At 73.5% G+C, this 18213-nt stretch carries 12 protein-coding genes; 2 read left to right on the top strand and 10 right to left on the bottom strand.

The window, feature by feature from the left end:
• The first annotated feature begins 6 nt into the window (after positions 1 to 6).
• Entirely contained in the window at positions 7 to 1341 is a 1335-nt protein-coding gene (locus tag ACFYY2_RS06320; RefSeq protein ID WP_388737659.1) for a PspC domain-containing protein, read from the top strand.
• A gap of 156 nt (positions 1342 to 1497) precedes the next feature.
• Here the strand turns inward: ACFYY2_RS06320 and ACFYY2_RS06315 are convergent, their stop codons facing one another.
• The 5 genes from ACFYY2_RS06315 to guaA all read right to left on the bottom strand — a co-directional run bounded on the left by ACFYY2_RS06315 (position 1498) and on the right by guaA (position 6593).
• A complete protein-coding gene (locus tag ACFYY2_RS06315; RefSeq protein WP_388737656.1) occupies positions 1498 to 2007 on the bottom strand; it encodes a DoxX family protein in 510 nt (169 codons plus the stop codon).
• 76 nt (positions 2008 to 2083) lie between these two features.
• On the bottom strand, positions 2084 to 3352 hold the full coding sequence (locus tag ACFYY2_RS06310; protein ID WP_388737654.1) for a hypothetical protein: 1269 nt from the start codon (positions 3350 to 3352) through the stop codon (positions 2084 to 2086).
• Positions 3353 to 3480: 128 nt separating this feature from the next.
• Positions 3481 to 4236 (bottom strand): SAM-dependent methyltransferase, encoded by a 756-nt coding sequence (locus tag ACFYY2_RS06305; protein WP_388737652.1) that lies wholly within the window; start codon positions 4234 to 4236, stop codon positions 3481 to 3483.
• A 45-nt stretch (positions 4237 to 4281) separates the two neighbouring features.
• Positions 4282 to 4890, bottom strand: a complete 609-nt coding sequence (locus ACFYY2_RS06300) for a Uma2 family endonuclease (protein WP_388737649.1) — start codon at positions 4888 to 4890, stop codon at positions 4282 to 4284.
• Between the two features lie 116 nt (positions 4891 to 5006).
• On the bottom strand, positions 5007 to 6593 hold the full coding sequence (guaA, locus tag ACFYY2_RS06295) for a glutamine-hydrolyzing GMP synthase (RefSeq protein ID WP_388737647.1): 1587 nt from the start codon (positions 6591 to 6593) through the stop codon (positions 5007 to 5009).
• 315 nt (positions 6594 to 6908) lie between these two features.
• On the opposite strand from guaA, the gene ACFYY2_RS06290 reads away from it, so the two are divergent.
• A complete protein-coding gene (locus ACFYY2_RS06290; RefSeq protein WP_327115553.1) occupies positions 6909 to 7211 on the top strand; it encodes a chorismate mutase in 303 nt (100 codons plus the stop codon).
• 333 nt (positions 7212 to 7544) lie between these two features.
• Here the strand turns inward: ACFYY2_RS06290 and ACFYY2_RS06285 are convergent, their stop codons facing one another.
• From ACFYY2_RS06285 to ACFYY2_RS06265, 5 genes are all read right to left on the bottom strand, one after another.
• Positions 7545 to 9221, bottom strand: coding sequence for a peptidase (locus tag ACFYY2_RS06285; protein ID WP_388737643.1), 1677 nt, complete (start codon positions 9219 to 9221; stop codon positions 7545 to 7547).
• Positions 9222 to 9558: 337 nt separating this feature from the next.
• Positions 9559 to 11394, bottom strand: a complete 1836-nt coding sequence (locus tag ACFYY2_RS06280) for a GMC oxidoreductase (protein WP_388737641.1) — start codon at positions 11392 to 11394, stop codon at positions 9559 to 9561.
• A 47-nt stretch (positions 11395 to 11441) separates the two neighbouring features.
• Positions 11442 to 13070: a succinic semialdehyde dehydrogenase gene (locus tag ACFYY2_RS06275; RefSeq protein WP_388737638.1), complete on the bottom strand. Its 1629-nt coding sequence runs from the start codon at positions 13068 to 13070 to the stop codon at positions 11442 to 11444.
• Positions 13071 to 13364: 294 nt separating this feature from the next.
• On the bottom strand, positions 13365 to 14987 hold the full coding sequence (locus ACFYY2_RS06270; protein WP_388737635.1) for a protein kinase: 1623 nt from the start codon (positions 14985 to 14987) through the stop codon (positions 13365 to 13367).
• Between the two features lie 117 nt (positions 14988 to 15104).
• The gene (locus ACFYY2_RS06265) at positions 15105 to 18101 is read right to left on the bottom strand and encodes a protein kinase (protein WP_388737632.1); all 2997 of its coding nucleotides are present in this window, start codon (positions 18099 to 18101) and stop codon (positions 15105 to 15107) included.
• Positions 18102 to 18213 lie beyond the last annotated feature (112 nt).

Raw genomic sequence — 18213 nt, 5'->3', positions numbered from 1 at the left:
GGAGCCATGACCGTTCCCCAGGACGCCGCGCCCGGTGTCACTCCGCCCGCCGCGCCGGCGCCGCGCCTGGAGCGCAGCCCGCGCCAGAAGGTGGTGGCCGGGGTGTGCGGCGGGCTCGGCCGGTACTGCGACGTGGATCCGGTCATCTTCCGGATCGTGCTCGGCGTCCTGGCGGTGACGGGCGGCATCGGCCTGATCTTCTACGGCTTCGCGTGGCTGCTGCTCCCCCTGGAGGGCGAGGACGAGAACGAGGCGCGCAGGCTGCTGTCGGGCCGTGTCGAGGGCCCGTCGCTGATCGCGCTGCTGCTGGCGCTGGTGGGCTGCGGCCTGCTGCTGTCGATGCTGCACAACGGGGGCATGCTCGCCTTCGCCGCGATGCTGACGGTGACCACGGTCGGCTTCGCCGTCTGGACCCAGCACCGCAGGACGGCTCCCCCCGAGGACGTGCCCGGTACGGCGCCGCATGCTCCCGGCGGCGCCCCGCACGCCCCGGGCCACGGGGCACCGCCCGAGGTCAAGGCACCGCCCACGCCCGCCGGTCCGTCCTGGTGGCGGGACCCGATCGTGAAGGACGGGACGACGGGCCCGGCGGGCACGGGCTATCTGTGGGGCCCGGCGAGCGCGGCGACCGACGCGGCGGAGCTCCGGGCACACCGGGCGACGCCCGATGCCCCCTTCCGCCCTCCCTACCGCGCGCCGGGAACCCGTGGGCCGCGTTCGATCAGCGGTCTCGTCTTCCTCCTCGCGCTGGTCGCGGGCGGTCTGGGTACGGGACTGAGCTGGGAGAGCCGTCCGCTCGGGCCGAGCCTGCAGATCGGGCTCGCCGCCGCGCTCGGGGTGTTCGGCCTCGGCCTGCTGGTGGCCTCGGTCATCGGCCGGACCGGCTTCGGCACGATCGTGCTGGCCATGGTGACGGCGGGGCTGCTGGCCGGCGCCTCCGCCGTGCCGCACGGCATCGGCACCGACTGGGTGCGCAAGGAGTGGAGTCCCGCCTCGGCCGCCGAGGTCCGGCCGGCGTACAAGCTGGGCACCGGGGCGGCGACGCTGGACCTGTCGGGTGTGGCCGTGCCGAGGGGCGGCACCCTGGTGACCCGTATCGAGGTGGGGGCGGGCCGCGCACGCGTCGTCGTACCGGCGGGGGTGACCGTGAAGGTGGACGCCGAGGCGGGCCTGGGCGACATCACGCTTCCCTCCGACCCGCACAAGGACGTCGACGTCGCCCCCGACCGCCACGTGCGGCGGACCCTCGCGCCGCCCGGGGACGGACGGCCCGCGGGCACCCTGGAACTGGGCATGGAAGTCGGCATCGGACAACTGGAGGTCATCCGTGCTGCGTCATGATTTCCGTCCCGGGCGAGCGGTGGCGGGCCTGGTCATGCTGGCTCTGGCCGGCGGTTACGCGGCGGACGCGGCGGGCGTCTGGAACGCCCCGTTGACGCTCTTCGCGCCCGTGCTCGTCGGCGGGCTGTCGCTGGCGGCCACGGCCGCCTGGGTGAACTACCGGCTGCGCCGTCGCCGCGAGGCGAGGAAGGCGTCGGCGGAGAAGTCGGCGGCGCCGCCGAGCAGCAGCGGGAGCCAGGCCATGAGGTAGACCAGGTCGTTGCCGTAGTAGTACGGCTCGGTCTGCCAGCTGACGGTGAGCCACAGGCTCAGGGAGATCAGGGCGCCGCCGAGGGCCGCGAGCCGGGACCAGAGCCCCACGAGCGTGCCGAGGCCCACGAGGAGTTCGCCGATCGCGATGGCGTAGCCGAAGCCCTCGGGGCTCTTGAGGGCCAGGTCGACGAGGCCCGGGATCGCCGCGCCGTCGCGGACCGCGCGCATCATCTCGCCGATGGACCCGGCCCCGTTCGCCGACAGGAAGGCGCTGTCGGTCAGCTTGTCCAGGCCCGCGTAGACGAAGGTGACGCCGAGGAAGATCCGCAGGGGCAGCAGGGCGTACCGCCGCGCCCGGTCCCTGAGACTCCTCGGCTCGTCCAGCCCGTACGAACCGCCCCTGTACCCGTGCATGACTGCCCCGCCTTCCGTTCGGACCTTCGACAGACCATACGTACGCCGGTCCGGCGCCGCTCACCAGGTCTGCGGCTCAGTCCGTGACGTCGATGGGGCAGGGGTCGGTCTCCACGCCGGCCGCGGTGATCACCTGGACATCGACGGTGCCTGGTTCGACCTCCACGGGCACGGGCACGGTGAGCACGGTGTCCGACGGGTTGGCGAAGCCGCCGGTGACCGGGATCAGCGGTACGTGGACGTGGACGCGCCCGATCCTGACCACCACGCGCGCCAGCCGGTCGGGGCTGCCGGACCCGGGCGGGACGAACCCCGCGCCGCGGATCTCGATGTCGTCGCCGGTGCGGATCGGGGCGTCCAGGTCGCCGGCCTCCCTGGCGCGGACGACCGACAGGATGACCGGCCGGCCGCCCTCGGCGTACTTCCCTGCGAAGTACGTCGCCGCGGAGACGGCCACGAGGACCGCGAGCCCCCACGGAAGGTCGGGCAGCTGCTCGGGGCGGCGGGCCAGCCGGACCGCGGCGAACAGCACGGCGACGGCGCTGACCAGCACGTACTGCACGTCGGTGAAACTGCCGCGGCCGGAGTCGTCGGTCAGCAGATCGGCGGCGCGGGGCCGGTCGGCGCGCAGCTTCTGCAGCCGCTGGGCCAGCACCCGCACGGTCACCACCCGGCGCACGAGGACCGCGACGGCGCAGACCAGCGCGAGCACCGTCAGCACCCCGGCCGAGCGGACCAGGTCCAGGCCCTCGATGAGCGCGTCGCGGTCGGCGTGCCCGGACGCACCGGCGAGCTGGAGGGCGAGGACGAGCACGGCGAAGACGGCGAGCAGCACCCAGGAGGCGGCGACCGTACGGGAGGTGGAGAGCCGGTTGTCCTCACCGATGAGCGGCGCCAGGAGTCCGCCGCGGGCACGGTGGACGCGGGCGGCGCCGGTGAGCAGGCCCGCGGTGACGAGTGCCGCGATCAGCCCGGCGGTGCGGGCGGTGGACCAGCCGGCGCCGATCGCCGTGGCGGCCTCGGCGACGACCAGCAGGACGACGCCGCCCCAGACGACGACGAGCGTGCGCGTCCACAGCGTGTGGAGCCAGGCGTCTCCCGCCTCGCGGCTGCGCTCGGCGACGGCGCGTGCCGACTCGGTCAGCTCGTCCGAGACCCATTGGCGTGACGCCGAGACGGACTGGGCGACCCCGGCCGGCAGGCCCTGGCCCGCGGCGAGTTCGTCCCGTTTCGTGAGGAAGGCGGCCACCGCGCGGCGGTGTCCTTCGTTCGCTCCGTGCGGGCAGTCGCCGCACGTACAGCCACCGCCGTGCGCACTCTTCGCCCTCGCCTCGTCCAACGCCACGGAGAACGCCGCCCTTTCCCGCCCCGGTACAACCAACTCACCTGTGATTTCTGCGAATTGTGCCGTACCGAGCGGGCCCGTCCCACATCGGGGCGGCTGCGCGTACATGTCGTCCACATGTGCGAATGTCAGGAGCCGAGTACGAGGTAGGCGAGACCCAGCGTGCCTCGGTATCCCCCGTAGTAACCGGTGCGGCGGGCGTCCACGGCAGCGGTCACCCCCGGGTGCAGTGGATGCCCTGGATGGGCCAGCGCCCACCGCTCGCCCCGTCCGATGTTGGCGGCCGACTCGAAGAGGTCCCATTCCCGCTGATCGGCGACGGTGACCTGGAGCGGGCGCAGGCCGACGGCCTCCGCCCGCCGGACCAGCTCCAGGAGCGAACCGAAGTCGCCCGGCTCCGCGCCCAGTCCCTCCAGGGCGGCGGCCGATGGCTCCCGCTCCCAGAAGCCGTCCCCGAACAGCACCCGCCCACCGGGGCGTACGGCCGAACGCAGTGCCCTCAGTGCCTCGGGGGTGCCACCCGGCCACGCGTGCGCGGAGCCGATCGAGACGGCGAGGTCGTAACCGTCACCGGCGTACTCGGCCGCGGGCACCTCGTGGAACCGCACCCGGTCGCCGAGCGCGCGCTCCCGCGCCAGGCGCCGTCCCCGCGCGACGGCTTCCGGGTCGGTCTCGACCCCGTCCCCGGTGGAACCGGGCGCGGCTTCCACCAGGCGCATCAGCAGTTCGCCCCAGCCGCTTCCGAAGTCGGCGATCCGGGCACCGGGGGCGGGGGCGCACGCGGCGATCAGCCGGGCCGCGTGGTCCTCGGACAACGGGGTGTTCCAGGTGAGGCGGTCGTTGCCGGGGGCGGACATGAGGGCACGGATCTCGTCTGCGGACATGACGACGAGCCTGGCACCGCAGACCCCGACGGACCACGGGTTTTTCTACCGGCCTCGGTTGTAGAGCTCGGAGAGGTCGGCCTCGACGGGAAACGGGGAGTCCAGCCTGAGCTTGTTGTGATGGATACCCGTGGGTGTGTAGGCCCTCAGAGCCGGATCGAGTTCGTAGACGTAGACGATGGGCAGGCCGTCGTCGCCCGCTTCCACCCGCCAGAAGTGCGGCACGCCCGCGGCGGCGTACTTGCGCGGTTTGACCTCGCGGTCACGATCGACGGAGTCGGGCGACGCGACTTCGACGACGAGGACGACGTCTTCGGGGGCATACCACGTCTGAGCGGCGCCGGTGTCCGCCTCCGTGCGGTAGACCAGCAGGTCGGGTTCCGGGCGGTTCCTGGCGTCCAGCCTGATGCTCATCTCACGGTCGACATCCAGATCGTTCGGCAGGTGCGCCAGCAGAGCCTTTTCCAGCAGCCACATCGTGCGCGTGTGGAACTTCCGCTGCGGACTCATGAAGACGAGACTCCCGTCGATCAGTTCGGTGTGGGGCGGGAGGCCCGGAATCCGGTCGAGGTCGTCCGACGTCCATCCGCCCTCGGGCGGAATGGGCCACCGGTACCGCTGTCCCTCGGAGACAGGGTCGAATGCGGCGCTCATGATCGCTCCCATGGGGCAGATTCTCGTCTCGTCGGCCAGCGTACCCAGCGGATACGACGATGCCGCCGCCCAGACGAATGAGCGACGGCATCGGCATTGACCTCAGGGGGCGGGGGTCACTCCCACTCGATCGTCCCCGGCGGCTTGCTCGTCACGTCGAGCACCACGCGGTTGACCTCGGAGACCTCGTTGGTGATGCGGGTGGAGATCCTCGCCAGCGTCTCGTACGGCAGGCGTGACCAGTCGGCCGTCATGGCGTCCTCGGAGGAGACCGGACGCAGCACGATCGGGTGGCCGTAGGTGCGTCCGTCACCCTGGACGCCGACGCTCCGGACGTCCGCGAGCAGGACCACGGGGCACTGCCAGATGTCACGGTCCAGACCGGCCGCGGTCAGCTCCTCGCGGGCGATGGCGTCGGCCTCGCGGAGCAGGTCGAGCCGCTCCTTGGTGACCTCGCCGACGATGCGGATCCCGAGGCCGGGGCCGGGGAACGGCTGCCGCTGGACGATCTCCTCCGGCAGGCCGAGCTCCTGGCCGACCATCCGGACCTCGTCCTTGAACAGCTGGCGCAGCGGCTCGACGAGCTGGAACTCGATGTCGTCGGGGAGCCCGCCCACGTTGTGGTGGGACTTGATGTTGGCGGTACCGGTGCCGCCACCGGACTCGACGACGTCCGGGTACAGGGTGCCCTGGACGAGGAAGGCGACCTCGGGGCCGTCCTCCTGGAGGATCTCCAGCTGGGCCTGCTCGAAGACGCGGATGAACTCGCGGCCGATGATCTTCCGCTTCTGCTCCGGGTCGGACACACCGGCCAGGGCGTCGAGGAAGCGCTTCTCCGCGTCGACGACCTTCAGCTTCGCGCCGGTCGCGGCGACGAAGTCCTTCTCCACCTGCTCGGTCTCGCCCTTGCGCATCAGACCGTGGTCGACGTACACGCAGGTGAGCTGCGAACCGATCGCCTTCTGGACGAGGGCCGCGGCGACCGCGGAGTCCACACCGCCGGAGAGGCCGCAGATCGCGCGCTTGTCGCCGACCTGCTCGCGGATGAGGGCGATCTGCTCCTCGACGACGTTAGTGGTCGTCCAGGTCGGCTCGATGCCCGCGCCGCGGTAGAGGAAGTGCTCCAGGACCTGCTGGCCGTAGGTCGAGTGCATGACCTCCGGGTGGTACTGGACGCCGTACAGCTTCTTCTCGTCGTTCTCGAAGGCGGCGACCGGCACGACGTCCGTGGAGGCGGTGACGGTGAAGCCCTCGGGGGCCGCGGAGCAGGCGTCGCCGTGCGACATCCACACCGGCTGCTCCGTGGGCGTGCCCTCGAAGAGGGTGGAGCCGGCCTTGGACACGGCGAGCGGGGTGCGGCCGTACTCACGCGCACCGTTGTCGTCGACCGTGCCGCCGAGGGCGGTGGCCATCAGCTGGAAGCCGTAGCACATGCCGAAGACCGGGATCCCGGCCTCGAAGAGCGAGCGGTCGATGCCCGGCGCGCCCTCCGCGTACACCGACGACGGACCGCCGGACAGGATGATCGCCCGGGGGTTCTTGGCCAGCATCTCCGCGACCGGCATCGTGGACGGGACGATCTCGCTGTAGACCCGGGCCTCACGGACACGACGGGCGATGAGCTGGGCGTACTGGGCGCCGAAGTCGACAACCAGGACGACGTCGGTCGCGGTGTCGGGGGCGGCGGGGGGTGCTGCTGGCACGGGGCGGCCTTCCGGCGGTGGAGAGGGGTCGGTCCCCCCAATTCTACCGGCCGTGGGACGCCGCCCCGCCGGGCTCCCGTCTCACCATCCGGGCCCGGGGTGAACCCGGTGTCCGCCGAGGTCCATACTGGCGGCATGCGTCAGCACACGACCTTCGTCTTTACCTATGGCACCCGGCCCGCCGGCTGCCATGGTCGTGCTGCTTGAGCAACTGACGAGCACGCTTTCCGAGGCGCCCCGGGCCACAGGCCCGGGGCGCCTCGGCGTTCCCGGCCTGCGGCTCCCGGGCCACGGACCACCCACCGGGAGTCACGCATGAACAGCACCGCACCCACGAAGACGGCCGCCGAGCGCACGGGCGCGCACACCGACGAGGCCGCGTCCCTGATCGGGGGCGCCCGGACGCGCATCGACGCGCTGGACGACCGGATCATCGGCCTCGTCCAGGAACGGATGGCCGTCTCGGCCGTCATCCAGGAGGCCAGGATCACGTCGGGGGGACGCCGGGTGAACCTCTCCCGGGAGATGGACGTCATCGGCCACTACAGCGACGCCCTGGGCAAGCCGGGCACGGCGCTCGCCATGACGCTGCTGGAGCTGTGCCGCGGACGGGTCTGACGTCCGGGAGGGCTGTACGGCCGCACCGGCGTTCGGTCCCGGTCTCACCCGTACGGCGCGTGACCGGCCCCCGGGCGGCTTCGTTGGTCCCTGTGTCCGCGTCGGCCAGGGGCGGCGTCGGTGGAATCCACACGTGGCTCCGCCGGAGCGTGTGACGCACCGCAGGTGCGTCGTGGGACCGCGTTCCGGCGCGTGTGACCGGTCGGCAGGGGACAGCCACCCGGTCACCGATGTGCGGCCGGCCCCGGGGACGCCCGGGACCGGCCGCCCTCGACCTTCTGGCCCGTCCCCCGTGCCGGGGACCTTCGGGCCCGTCCCCCGTGCCGGGGCCGGTCAGCCCCGTCCGGCCGGGCGCCGGGCCATGACGAACAGCACCCCGCCCGCGAGCAGTGCGCCCGCCGCGGCGGACGCGGCCGTCCGGGCCGCCGCCCCGGTCGAGGCGAGGACGCCTCCCGTGCCCGCCGACGCGGAACCGGACACGCCCGACGCTCCCGCCGCACCGGCCGGCCCCGGTGCGGACCCGGTGCCCGGGGTGCCGGCGGAGCCCTGTGCCGCACCGCCCCCGGCGCCGCCGGAGGTGCCTTCCGAGGAGCCTCCGGTGCCGCCGGTGCCGCCGCCGTCCGGGTCCGCCGGGTTCAGCAGGAGCCGCGCGGTGTTGTCGGAGACGTCGGGGTCGAAGGGCAGCGAGGGATCGTCGGGCCGGGTGCCGCGCACGGTGACGGCACCCGAGGCGTCCGCGACCACCGTGTCGATCCTCAGCGTGAACGGGAACTCGATGTCCGCTCCGTCCCGCACGGTCGCCGCCGATGCGCAGAAGTAGCGGGGCGCGCCGAGTTGCTTCTCCAGGTGACGGCCGTCGGCCGTCACCCCCCGGCAGGACTGCGGCTTTCCGGTCACCTCGGCGCCCTCGGGGACGGTGACGTCGAGGGTGGCGACGGGTTCGCCGGAGCGCAGGTCGCCGATCCAGGCGGGACCCTCGTTGCGGAAGCCGACCCGGGCCGTCACGGTCTCGCCCTCGGCCCCCTCGGCGTCGGTCCCGTAGGCGGCGAAGCCCGCGGTGTTGTCCGTGGCGAAATCGGCCTCCTGCTGGTTGTCACCGGGATCGAGGTCGCGCCCCGAGGCGGCCGTTCGCACCTGCCGCACGGTCAGTTCGGGGCCTGTGCGGTCCGAGGGCGCCGGGCGCCGCACCCCGTCGCCCTCGTGGATGCGGTAGACGAACGTGTCGCGGTAGGCGCGCTCGGTGGCCCGGACGGACAGCGGCACTCCGAGCGTGTAGGTGACGCCCGGCTCGAAGGAGCCCTCCACGGAGCACAGCGCGGTGGACCACGCGTAGGCGTTACCCGGGTCGTCCCCGGCCTCGTCGTCGTAGACGCAGTTGGCGTAGCGCTCGGGGATGTCGAGGCCGCGTGAGTACATCAGGGTCAGCAGGACCCCGTCGGCGGCCGTCGTGCCCCTGTTGCCGAAGGTGATCGGGGCCGGCTGCGCGTCGCCCGGTTCCATCCGCTGTTCGAAGGGGAGCCGCTCCATGACGAGGTCGGGGCCGCCGACCGTGACCTCCGCGGTGAACGGCGTGAAGGCGGCCCCCGCCGCCTCGCCGGTGATACGGATGACGCCCGAGGCGCCGTTCTCGCCGCCCGGGGCGGCCGTGAGCCCGAAGCCGGCGATCACGCCGCCCCCCGCGAGCACCCCGGTGTCGCGGCAGACGGCCGTGCTCGCGGACATCTCGCAGTGGGCGGCGCCGTCCCCGGCGGCGGTGACGTCCGCGATCCCCGCGACACCGCTGAGGTCGACGGTGTAGACGACGTCGCCACGGAAGCCTTCGCCGTCCGGGGTGGCGACGGTGAAGCCGAGCGGGGTGGTCCGCGGGACCCCGCTCGCCGGGTGGGGGTACAGGGCCGTCCGCGCGGGACCGCCGAGGGTGAAGACCGGGCCGTCCGCACGCGCCGGGCCGCCCGCGGCGAGACCGCCGGCCGCTCGGCGCAGTGCTGTTCTCGGGAGAAGGCGTGTCATCGCGGACCTCTGGACTCGGCGGAGCGGTGCGACTGCTGTGACTACGACCAGGTCGCGCCGCCGGGAGTTGCCTGGAACACGATCACGAATTGAGCACGGCACCCGTGTGTGACGAGTACCACATGAAGATGTGGTGAAGCCGGGGGCAACCGTTATCCGGACTCACGGGTCATGCATGGCGAACACACCGGTACGTTCCGTGCCCGCGGTGAGGAGGTTTCTCCTTCCGGGCGGGCACGACGTATGTTCCGCGCGGCCGTCGCACGGCGCGCGCCACCGGTAGGTACGTGGAGGGGCTGCACTCGGAGGGGGGTGCAGCCCCTCGGCGTTCCCGGGCTCACGCCTCCTCGGTGGCCGCCTTCGGCGGTATCGCGGGTATCGCGAGGAACGGCAGCCTCAGCGCGCCGAACGCCTTCTCGGGCACGGCCGGTGCCACCGGCTCGACGGCGGCCAGCCGCCGGTACGCCTCGCCCTGCGCGGGACGCGGGTCCGCCTCGCCCTTGTTGGGCCAGAACGACATCGCGCGCTCGGCCTGCGCGGTGATGGTCAGCGACGGGTTGACACCGAGGTTCGCGGAGACCGCCGAGCCGTCGACCACGGAGATGCCCGGGTGACCGTACAGCCGGTGGTAGGGGTCGATGACGCCCTCGTCGGGGCCGGCTCCGATCGCGCAGCCGCCGAGGAAGTGCGCGGTGAGCGGGGTGCCCATGAGCTCGCCCACGTTCGATCCGGCGAAGCCGTTGATCTCCTGCGCGAGCAGCGTCGCCCCCCGGGTCGCCTCGGCGATCTGGGTCGGGTTGGGCGCCCCGTGCCCCTGCCGTGCGGTGAGCAGCCCCTTGCCGACGCCTCCGGGTTTCCGGTACGCGATCAGCGAGTTGTCCAGCGACTGCATGACGAGGCCGATGATCGTCCGCTCCGACCAGCGCCGGTTGGACAGCGAGCGCATCGTCAGCAGGGGGTGCCTGGCGACACTGCCGAACCAGCGCAGCACCCGGCGCGTGCCGTAGGGGACCTGGAGGATGGTCAGCGCCCCCATGGCGTTCGAGCCCTTGCCGTAGCGGACCGGTTCGATGTGGGTGTTCTCGTCGGGGTGGATCGACGAGGTGATCGCGACACCCCGGGTGAAGTCCGCCCGGGCTCCGTGCTTCCTGCGGTAGCGGCGGTCGCTGGTCTGCGCGCCCACCAGCCCCTCGGAGTTCGTGCGGGTGAGCTCGCCGAGCCGGTCCGAGATCCGGGGCAGCAGTCCCTCGTCCTTCATCCGGTGCAGCAGCGTCTGCGTGCCGTACGTCCCCGCCGCGACGATCACCCTGCGGGCCCGCAGCACGGACGGCGGTGCCTTGCGGCGGCGGTCCGTCGGCACGGTCGACACCAGGTAGCCGCCGTCGGGAGCGTCGGTGACCGCGACGGCGGACGTCATCGGGTGGATGACCGCGCCGGCCTTCTCGGCCAGGTGGAGGTAGTTCTCGTTGAGGGTGTTCTTCGCGCCGTGACGGCAGCCCGTCATGCACTCGCCGCACTCGGAGCACGCCTTGCGGGCGGGGCCGGCGCCGCCGAAGTACGGGTCGGCGACCTCTCCTCCGGGCTTCGTGCGCACGGACCCGTCGGCGTCCTGCCCGTCCCCGAAGAACACGCCAACCGGGGCGAGATGGAAGCTGTCGCCGACGCCCATGGTCTCGGCGACGGCCTTGAGGTGGACGTCGGCCGGGGTCATGCTCGGGTTGAGGCGCACGCCGAGCATCCGCTTCGCCTGGTCGTAGTACGGCGCGAGTTCCGCCTTCCAGTCGGTGATGCCGGCCCACTGGCGGTCCTCGAAGAACGGCGCCGGCGGCACGTAGAGCGTGTTCGCGTAGTTCAGCGAGCCCCCGCCGACACCGGCGCCGGCCAGCACCATCACCTTGCCCAGCAGATGCACGCGCTGGATGCCGAAGAGGCCGAGCGCCGGTGCCCACAGGTAGTTCCTGATGTCCCAGGAGTTCTTGGGGAGCGTCGCCGGGGTGAAGCGGCGGCCCGCTTCCAGGACGCCGACGCGGTAGCCCTTCTCGCTCAGCCGGAGGGCCGAGACCGCGCCGCCGAAGCCCGAGCCGACGACGACCACGTCGTAGTCGTACACGTCGTCGTCCGCCGCCTGAGCGGCCGGTCCGGCCTGATGCTGGGCAGGGCTGTCCTGGGACATGGCTCTCCTCGGTACGGAAAGGCGGGGGTTCGGGGTCGTCGGGCGGGTCAGCGCAGCCGGAAGGCCTTCATCACCTTGAGGCTGCCGCTCATGAAGGCGGCGTACTTCTCGTCGTCCATCCCGAAGGACGGCGCCAGCGGCACCAGCCGCTGGTGGGCGACCGTCTGGGCCTCGGTGAACTTCAGGATGCCCTCGGAGCCGTGGCGCCTGCCGAGCCCGGAGTCCTTCATGCCGCCCATCGGCGACTGGACGCTGCCGTACGCCGGTGCGTACCCCTCGTTGATGTTGACCGTGCCGGTCCGCAGCCGGGCCGCGACGCGGTGGCCGCGCCCGGCGTTCCGGGTCCAGACACTGGAGTTGAGGCCGTACGGGGTGGCGTTGGCGAGCGCGACGGCCTCGTCGTCGTCGCCGAAGCGGTAGATGGAGACGACCGGGCCGAAGGTCTCCTCGCCGCAGACGGCCATGGGTGCCTCGACGCCGTCGAGAATGGTCGGCTCGTAGAAGAGGGGACCGATGTCGGGACGGGCGACGCCGCCCGCGACGAGCGTGGCGCCCTTCTCGACGGCCTCGGCCACGTGCCGGCTGACGGTCTCCAGCTGCCGCTCGCCGACGAGGGAACCCATGTCGGCGCCGTACGCCAGGGAGTTGCCCAGGCGCATGGCCTTCGTGCGGGCGGCGAAGCGGGCCACGAAGTCGTCGGCGACGGACTCGTGGACGTACAGCCGCTCGATGGAGATGCAGAGCTGTCCCGCGGAGGAGAAGCAGGCGCGGACAGCGCCCTGGGCGGCCTTCTCCACGTCGGCGTCGTCGAGGACGAGCATGGCGTTCTTGCCGCCGAGTTCGAGCGAGACGCCGACCAGCCGGGCCGCGGCGCCCTGGGCGACCTCACGGCCGGTGCGGGTGGAGCCGGTGAAGGAGACGTAGTCGGCGCGGGAGACCACCTCGGGGCCGACGACGGGGCCCTCGCCGATGACGATCTGGAACACCTCGGCGGGCAGTCCGGCCTCGATCAGCAGGTCGCGGGCCCACAGGGCGGTCAGCGCGGTCTCGGTGTCGGGCTTCATGACGACGGCGTTGCCGGACACGAAGGCGGGCAGCGCGTCCCCGACCGAGAGTTCGAGCGGGTAGTTCCAGGGGGCGATCTGGCCGATCACCCCGCGCGGCTGGCGCAGTTCGGTGACCTTGGTGAGGGTCGGGACGACCCCGGTGTGCCGCTTCGGCTTGAGGTAGGAGGCGGCGCGGCGTCCGTAGTGCCGGGCCGAGACGGCGACGGCCAGGACCTCTTCGTGGGCGTGCAGCCTGGCCTTGCCCGTCTCCAGCTGGATGAGGTCGAGGACCTCCGACTGGCGCTGCAGGACCAGGTCGTGGAAGCGGAGCAGCACGGCGGCCCTGGCACGGACGGGGGTCGCCGCCCAGGCGGGCTGGGCGGCCCGGGCGCGGCCGAAGGCGGCCTCGACGTCCTCGGGGGTGGACTCGGGCAGGTCGGCCAGCTTCTCCCCGGTGAAGGGGCTGTGGTTGGCCGTGCGGCCGGAACCGGCGACGCCGCGCGTCAGCTGGGCGATCACCTCGGCGGTGACCACGTCGGCGGCGGTGCGCGCGCCCGCGGGGGCGGCGGCCACCGGGTTGGTGCCCACCCGGGCGGCGGGGGCGGTCGTGGAGGCCTGCGAGTCCGTCATGAGGGCGAGAGTATGTCCACGCGCCCACTTTGGGTACCCGTGGGTAACAGGTTTTCACAGACCCCGCCCGGACAGTGCGACGCACCCGGGCATGCAGCCAGTGATCACTGGCTGCATAACCGCTGATCAGGGGTGATCCACTGGCTGTGCGGGGAGCGGCGGTCAGGAATCGTGAATCTTCGACGGCTCCGCCACCCGGGTACCGGTGCGGCGGCCCCCGCCTGCTTCAGCCTTCCGGCGTCGGCGGCCACCGCCTGCTTCAGCCTCCCGGCGTCAGCGGTCTCCGCGCGCGCTTCAGCCTTCCGGCGTCGGCGGTTTCCAGCTGCGCAGCATCGTCTCGAAGAGCCGCATGCTCTCGGCCCGGTCCCCGTCGGGTCCCGTCAGGTAGAGCGCGTACTCGGGACCGCCCGGCTCGGCGACGTACATCTGGTCGATGCCGTGACGCGGGCCCGGGTGGTCCTTGGCCTCGACCCAGGTGAACTCCCAGCGCGAGCCGGGGCGGTCGCGGAAGGTGTTCGACTCCAGGGACAGCCGCTCGTAGGCGGGCAGCCGCTTCGCGAGGTCCTTCTCGATGCTCTCCATGTGCGTGTACGAGTTGTCGAAGTCGGGATGGGGGTCGAGGCTGATCCGGATGCGGTGCGCACCGCCGTCCGGGGTGTAGTCGATCTGGCCGTCCTGCTCCTGGCGCTCCCATCCCTCCGGGACGAGGAGGCTGAAGCCCTCGGGATCGTGGACGGTCTTCCAGCCGGCCGGTACTCCGTCCGCGTCACCCGCCGGGTCCTCGCTCGCGGAGGGGGACGGGGAGACGGACGGTCCGCTCGTGTGCTGCCCCCGCAAGCGCCCGTCCGTGCCGCCGTCGCGGTCCGCGAACTCCATCGCGGCGATACCGGCGGCGCCGCCGAGCAGGGCCGCCACCGCCAGGACCAGGAGAGCGGTACGCCACCGTCGGCGCGGGGCGCCGGGCGCGGCGGGGGACGGGGGCCGGGAGAGCCGTGCCGTCGACCCGTCCGGAGCGGGGAGGGCGAGCAGTTCCTCCTCGGACACGCGCTGCGTGGGCACATGGGCCTGCGCGGCGTCGGGCCGCCGCCCCTCCATCGCGGCCAGCAGCATCCGTTCGGTCTCCTCGGCCGTCGGACGTTCGGCGGGGTCCTTGCGCAGCAGCGCGGTGATCACCGGTTCCAGCGCGCCTCCGCGCAGCGGCGGCGGCGGCTCCTCGGTGACGACGGCCTGCATGGTGGAGATCGGGGAGGTGCGGCGGAAGGGCGAGGTCCCCTCGACGGCCGTGTAGAGGGTGGCGCCCAGCGACCACAGGTCGGACGCGGGGCCCGGATCGCCGCCGCGCACCCGCTCGGGGGCCAGGTAGTCGATGGAGCCGACCAGTTCACCCGTTCTGGTGATGGTCGAGTCGCCCTCGATCGCCGCGATCCCGAAGTCCGTCAGCAGCACCTGCCCGTCCCGGGCGAGCAGGACGTTGGCGGGTTTGACGTCGCGGTGCAGCACGCCGGCGCCGTGCGCGGCCCGCAGGGCGCTCAGCACGTGGAGCCCGATCCTCGCCGCCTCGCGCGGCTCGACCTCGCCGGTCTCCTTCGTGGCGTCGGCGAGCGAGGGGCCGTCGACGTACTGCATGACGATCCAGGGGCGGTCGTCGTACTCGATGACGTCGTGGACGGTCACGACTCCCGGGTGGGTGATGCGGGCGGCCGCGCGCGCCTCCTTCTGCGTGCGGGCGTGCAGCACCGCCCGGTCCGCCTCCGCGGCGTACAGGCCTGCGGTCAACTCCTTGACGGCGACGGTCCGGTGGAGGACCTCGTCATGGGCTCGCCACACCTTGCCCATACCGCCGCGGCCCAGGACGTCGCCCAGCCGGTACCGCCCGGCCAGGACGATCTCCGCGTCCGTTCCCTGCGCGTGTTCCACGTCTGTCCCCGCCCCGTTCCTCGGGACGACAGGTTACGGAGGAGAGGCCGCCGCGCGGAACCTCGCACCGCGCACGAGACAGCACTGTGATGCTTGTCGCGTCACACCGACGACGGGTCAGGGGGACACACGGTAACTGGAGATGGCCTGCTCGTAGATCTCGGACACCTCGTCACGGTCGTTCTCGGGGCCGATGACCTGGACGATGTGGTACCTGCCCGCCACGATCATGACCAGGTTGCGCACGTAGACCTGACGGCCGCTGCTCTCCTGCCAGGTGAACTGCCCCTCCGCCATCGCCTGCTTGCCGACGTCGACGCGGCGCAGACCGGTGGACGTCGCCCAGCTGGACTCACGGAAGGGCTTCAGTTCGGGCTCTCCGCTCCGCTGGTAGTCCAGCGGATCGCCGCCGTGGGCCTTGACCGTGTCCCGGCCGGGCACGACGAGCACGCTGAACCCGTCGCTGCCGTAACGGACCTGACGGTCGGAGTCGGCGGGACTGCGCTGCCAGCCCTTCGGCACACCGATCTCGAAGCCCTCGGGGTCCTTCCGCAGGACGTACCCCGGTGCGAGGGCGGCGGCCGAGCGGCTGGTCTGCGGCTTCTGGGAGCCCGGCGAACCCGACGAACCCCCGGTTCCGGCCGTCGCCGTCTCCCCGGCGGACGGGGCGCCGGTCTCCGGGTCCCGGGGCGCGACGGAGTCCGAGGGGGCCGGGCCCGCACCTGTGCCCGAACCCTGCTTGGGCATGAACATCACGGCGTAGGCGACGGCCGCGGCCATCAGCAGCAGGATCAGCACGAGGAGCAGCCGTCCGAGCCTGCGCGGCGCCCTGCCGCCGGGCGGCGGCTGGCGCAGCACCTTGGGGCCCTTGGGTTCGCGCGGGGCGCGGGGCGGCTTCTCGTACCTCTGCGGCGGCGCCTCCTGACGCCCGGCCCTTCCCTGCCGGTGCCGTCCGTGGGCGGCACCGCGGCCGCGGCGCCTGCGCACCAGCTCTCCCCGGCGGCGTACGACCGGCAGGCGGGTGGCGTCGGCGGGGGGCAGCGTGACGACGTCGGCGCCGGCCTCCGGTTCGGGGGCCGAGCGCACGAGGGAGCGCAGCCAGCCGCGGAGCTCCTCGAAGTCGGGCCGCTCCGTCGGGTCCTGACGGAGCAGGGACTCGACGACGGGCCGCAGCGGACCGCACTCCTCGGCGAAGGCCGGGGGCTCGCCGCAGACCATCTGCACGAGTTCGGCGGCGCTCTCCTCGGGATACGGGGCATGCCCCTGCACCGCGCGGTAGAGGAGCGCGCCGAGCGCCCACAGGTCGGTGGAGGGGCCGATGGGCGGAGCCAGCTGCCAGTTGTCGTGGACCGGACCGGCCTGCTCGGGCGCCCACCGCTCGGTGACGGCCCCGACGACCGCGATGCGGGCCTGCCGGGCCCGCTCGGCGGCGAGCGGCGTGGCGGGACCGCGGTACGCGGGGGTGTCGCCACGGCCGGCGACCACCTCGTCCCAGCCGCCGACGGGAGCACGCGCGGTGACCGGCTGCGGCAGCCGGTCGGGGCGCTCGACGGGCCCGCCGCCCAGGCGCCGGGCGTCGGCGCGCAGCGCGTCCTCGCCGTAGCCGCCCGTGGCCGGTGAACCGCCCGCGGGCACGGGACGGCCGGAGCCCGGGGCGTCGCCCCACGTACCGGCGAGGTGGACACGCCGGCCGGGCGGCCGGGGGCCGGAATCGTCGTCCTCGTCGTCGTCCTCGTCGTCGTACGGGTACGGGCCGTCGCCCGGCACGCCCCAGCCGCCGGTCAGTCGCGGGGGCGCGGCGGGGCCGGACTCCTCGCGCTCCGGCTCCCCGGTGGCCGGCGTGCCGGTCTCCTCGCGCCCGTCGGGGGCCGCCCCGGCTTCGCGCTCCGCGCGCCTCTGCTCCTCGCCCGCACGGGCCGCGGCACGCGCTCCCGCGCGGTAGGCGGCGATGGCCCCGGCGCGGGCGGCGCGCAGCTGCGCCGGGCTCCCCGCTCCCGGCGGCGCGGGCAGGACCGGCGGCGCCACCTCGATCTCGGCTCGGTGACCGGGCGCGGGCACACCGTCGGAGGACGGCCTGGGCGCGGGCAGGGCCTCCGGCCCGGACGGTGCGCCCTGACCGGGCGACGGGCGCCTGTAGGGCGCGTGCGGGTCGGGCTGTTCCGGGGTCCCGTAGAACGTGCCCTGCGGCCCGGTCTCCGGGGCCGGTCCGTCCGGTGCGGGCTCGGGGGCACCGGACGGGTCGCCGGGGTCCTGCGCGTAGGCGTCGGCCTGACCCGCCGCGTCCGGCTGCCCGTACGCGCCGGGCCGGCCGGGCGGCTCCTGCTGCCCGAGGGCGGCGGACGGCTTGTAGGGGCTGGGCAGCTCCGGGAGCGCATGGGGCCCGGGCCGTTCCCGCGAGTCGCCGAGGGCGGGTGGTTCGTAGGCGGCGGAGGGCTCGTGCGGGCCGCGCAGCTCCGGCGGGTCGTACGGTCCGGTGGGCCCCGATTCGACCGCCGGGGGGCCGTAGGCGTCTTCGTCGTCCGGCTGGGGCACCGGAACGTATCCGCACAGCGCCTCCTCGGCCGCGCCCGCCGCCAGGCCCGTGAGCACGACCCGGCCGTCGTCGCAGACCAGCACCGTGCGGACGGTGATGTTGCGGTGCGTCCAGCCGTGGGCGTGCAGGACCGCCAGCGCCGTGAGCACGTCCGAGCCGATCTCGGCGGCCCGGTAGGGGGTGAGGGGCCGCTCCGCGAGCAGCGCCGCGAGGGGCCTGGCGGCGACCAGCTCGCTCACTATCCACAGCGACCCGGCCTCGGCGAACACGTCGAAGACCTGGTCGAGGCGGGGGTGGTCGGGCACCTGGGCGGCGGCCTGGGCCGCCTCGATCGCCCTTCGGACCGCGGGGTCCGTGGGCCGGCGCACCGCCCGTCCGGTCGCCCGTCTGGCCGCGGAGGGCAGCCCGTCGGCGTCGAGCACCTCCGCGTCCACGACCTCGGGCAACGGCACCTGCCGGACCAGGACCTCCTGCCCGCTGTAGGTGTCGAAGGCCCGCGTCTCGGCCAGTTCGAAGGCGTCGGACGGGGGCAGCGGAAGGCGGTAGCGGTCGGCGAGTACCCGACCCGCGTAGTCGTCCACGACGCCTCCCCAGAGCGCGCTGTCCCCCGGTCACGGAGACCGCACGAATCCGTCAATTGCGGTCACTTGCTGTGCATTTGACCCACGTTTTCGGCTGCGTACGGTCCTCGGT

The organism is Streptomyces sp. NPDC001822 (genome assembly GCF_042892135.1).
Lineage (GTDB): Bacteria > Actinomycetota > Actinomycetes > Streptomycetales > Streptomycetaceae > Streptomyces.
The sequence above is the reverse complement of the archived record's forward strand: the minus strand, read 5'-3'. Positions and strand labels throughout refer to the sequence as shown.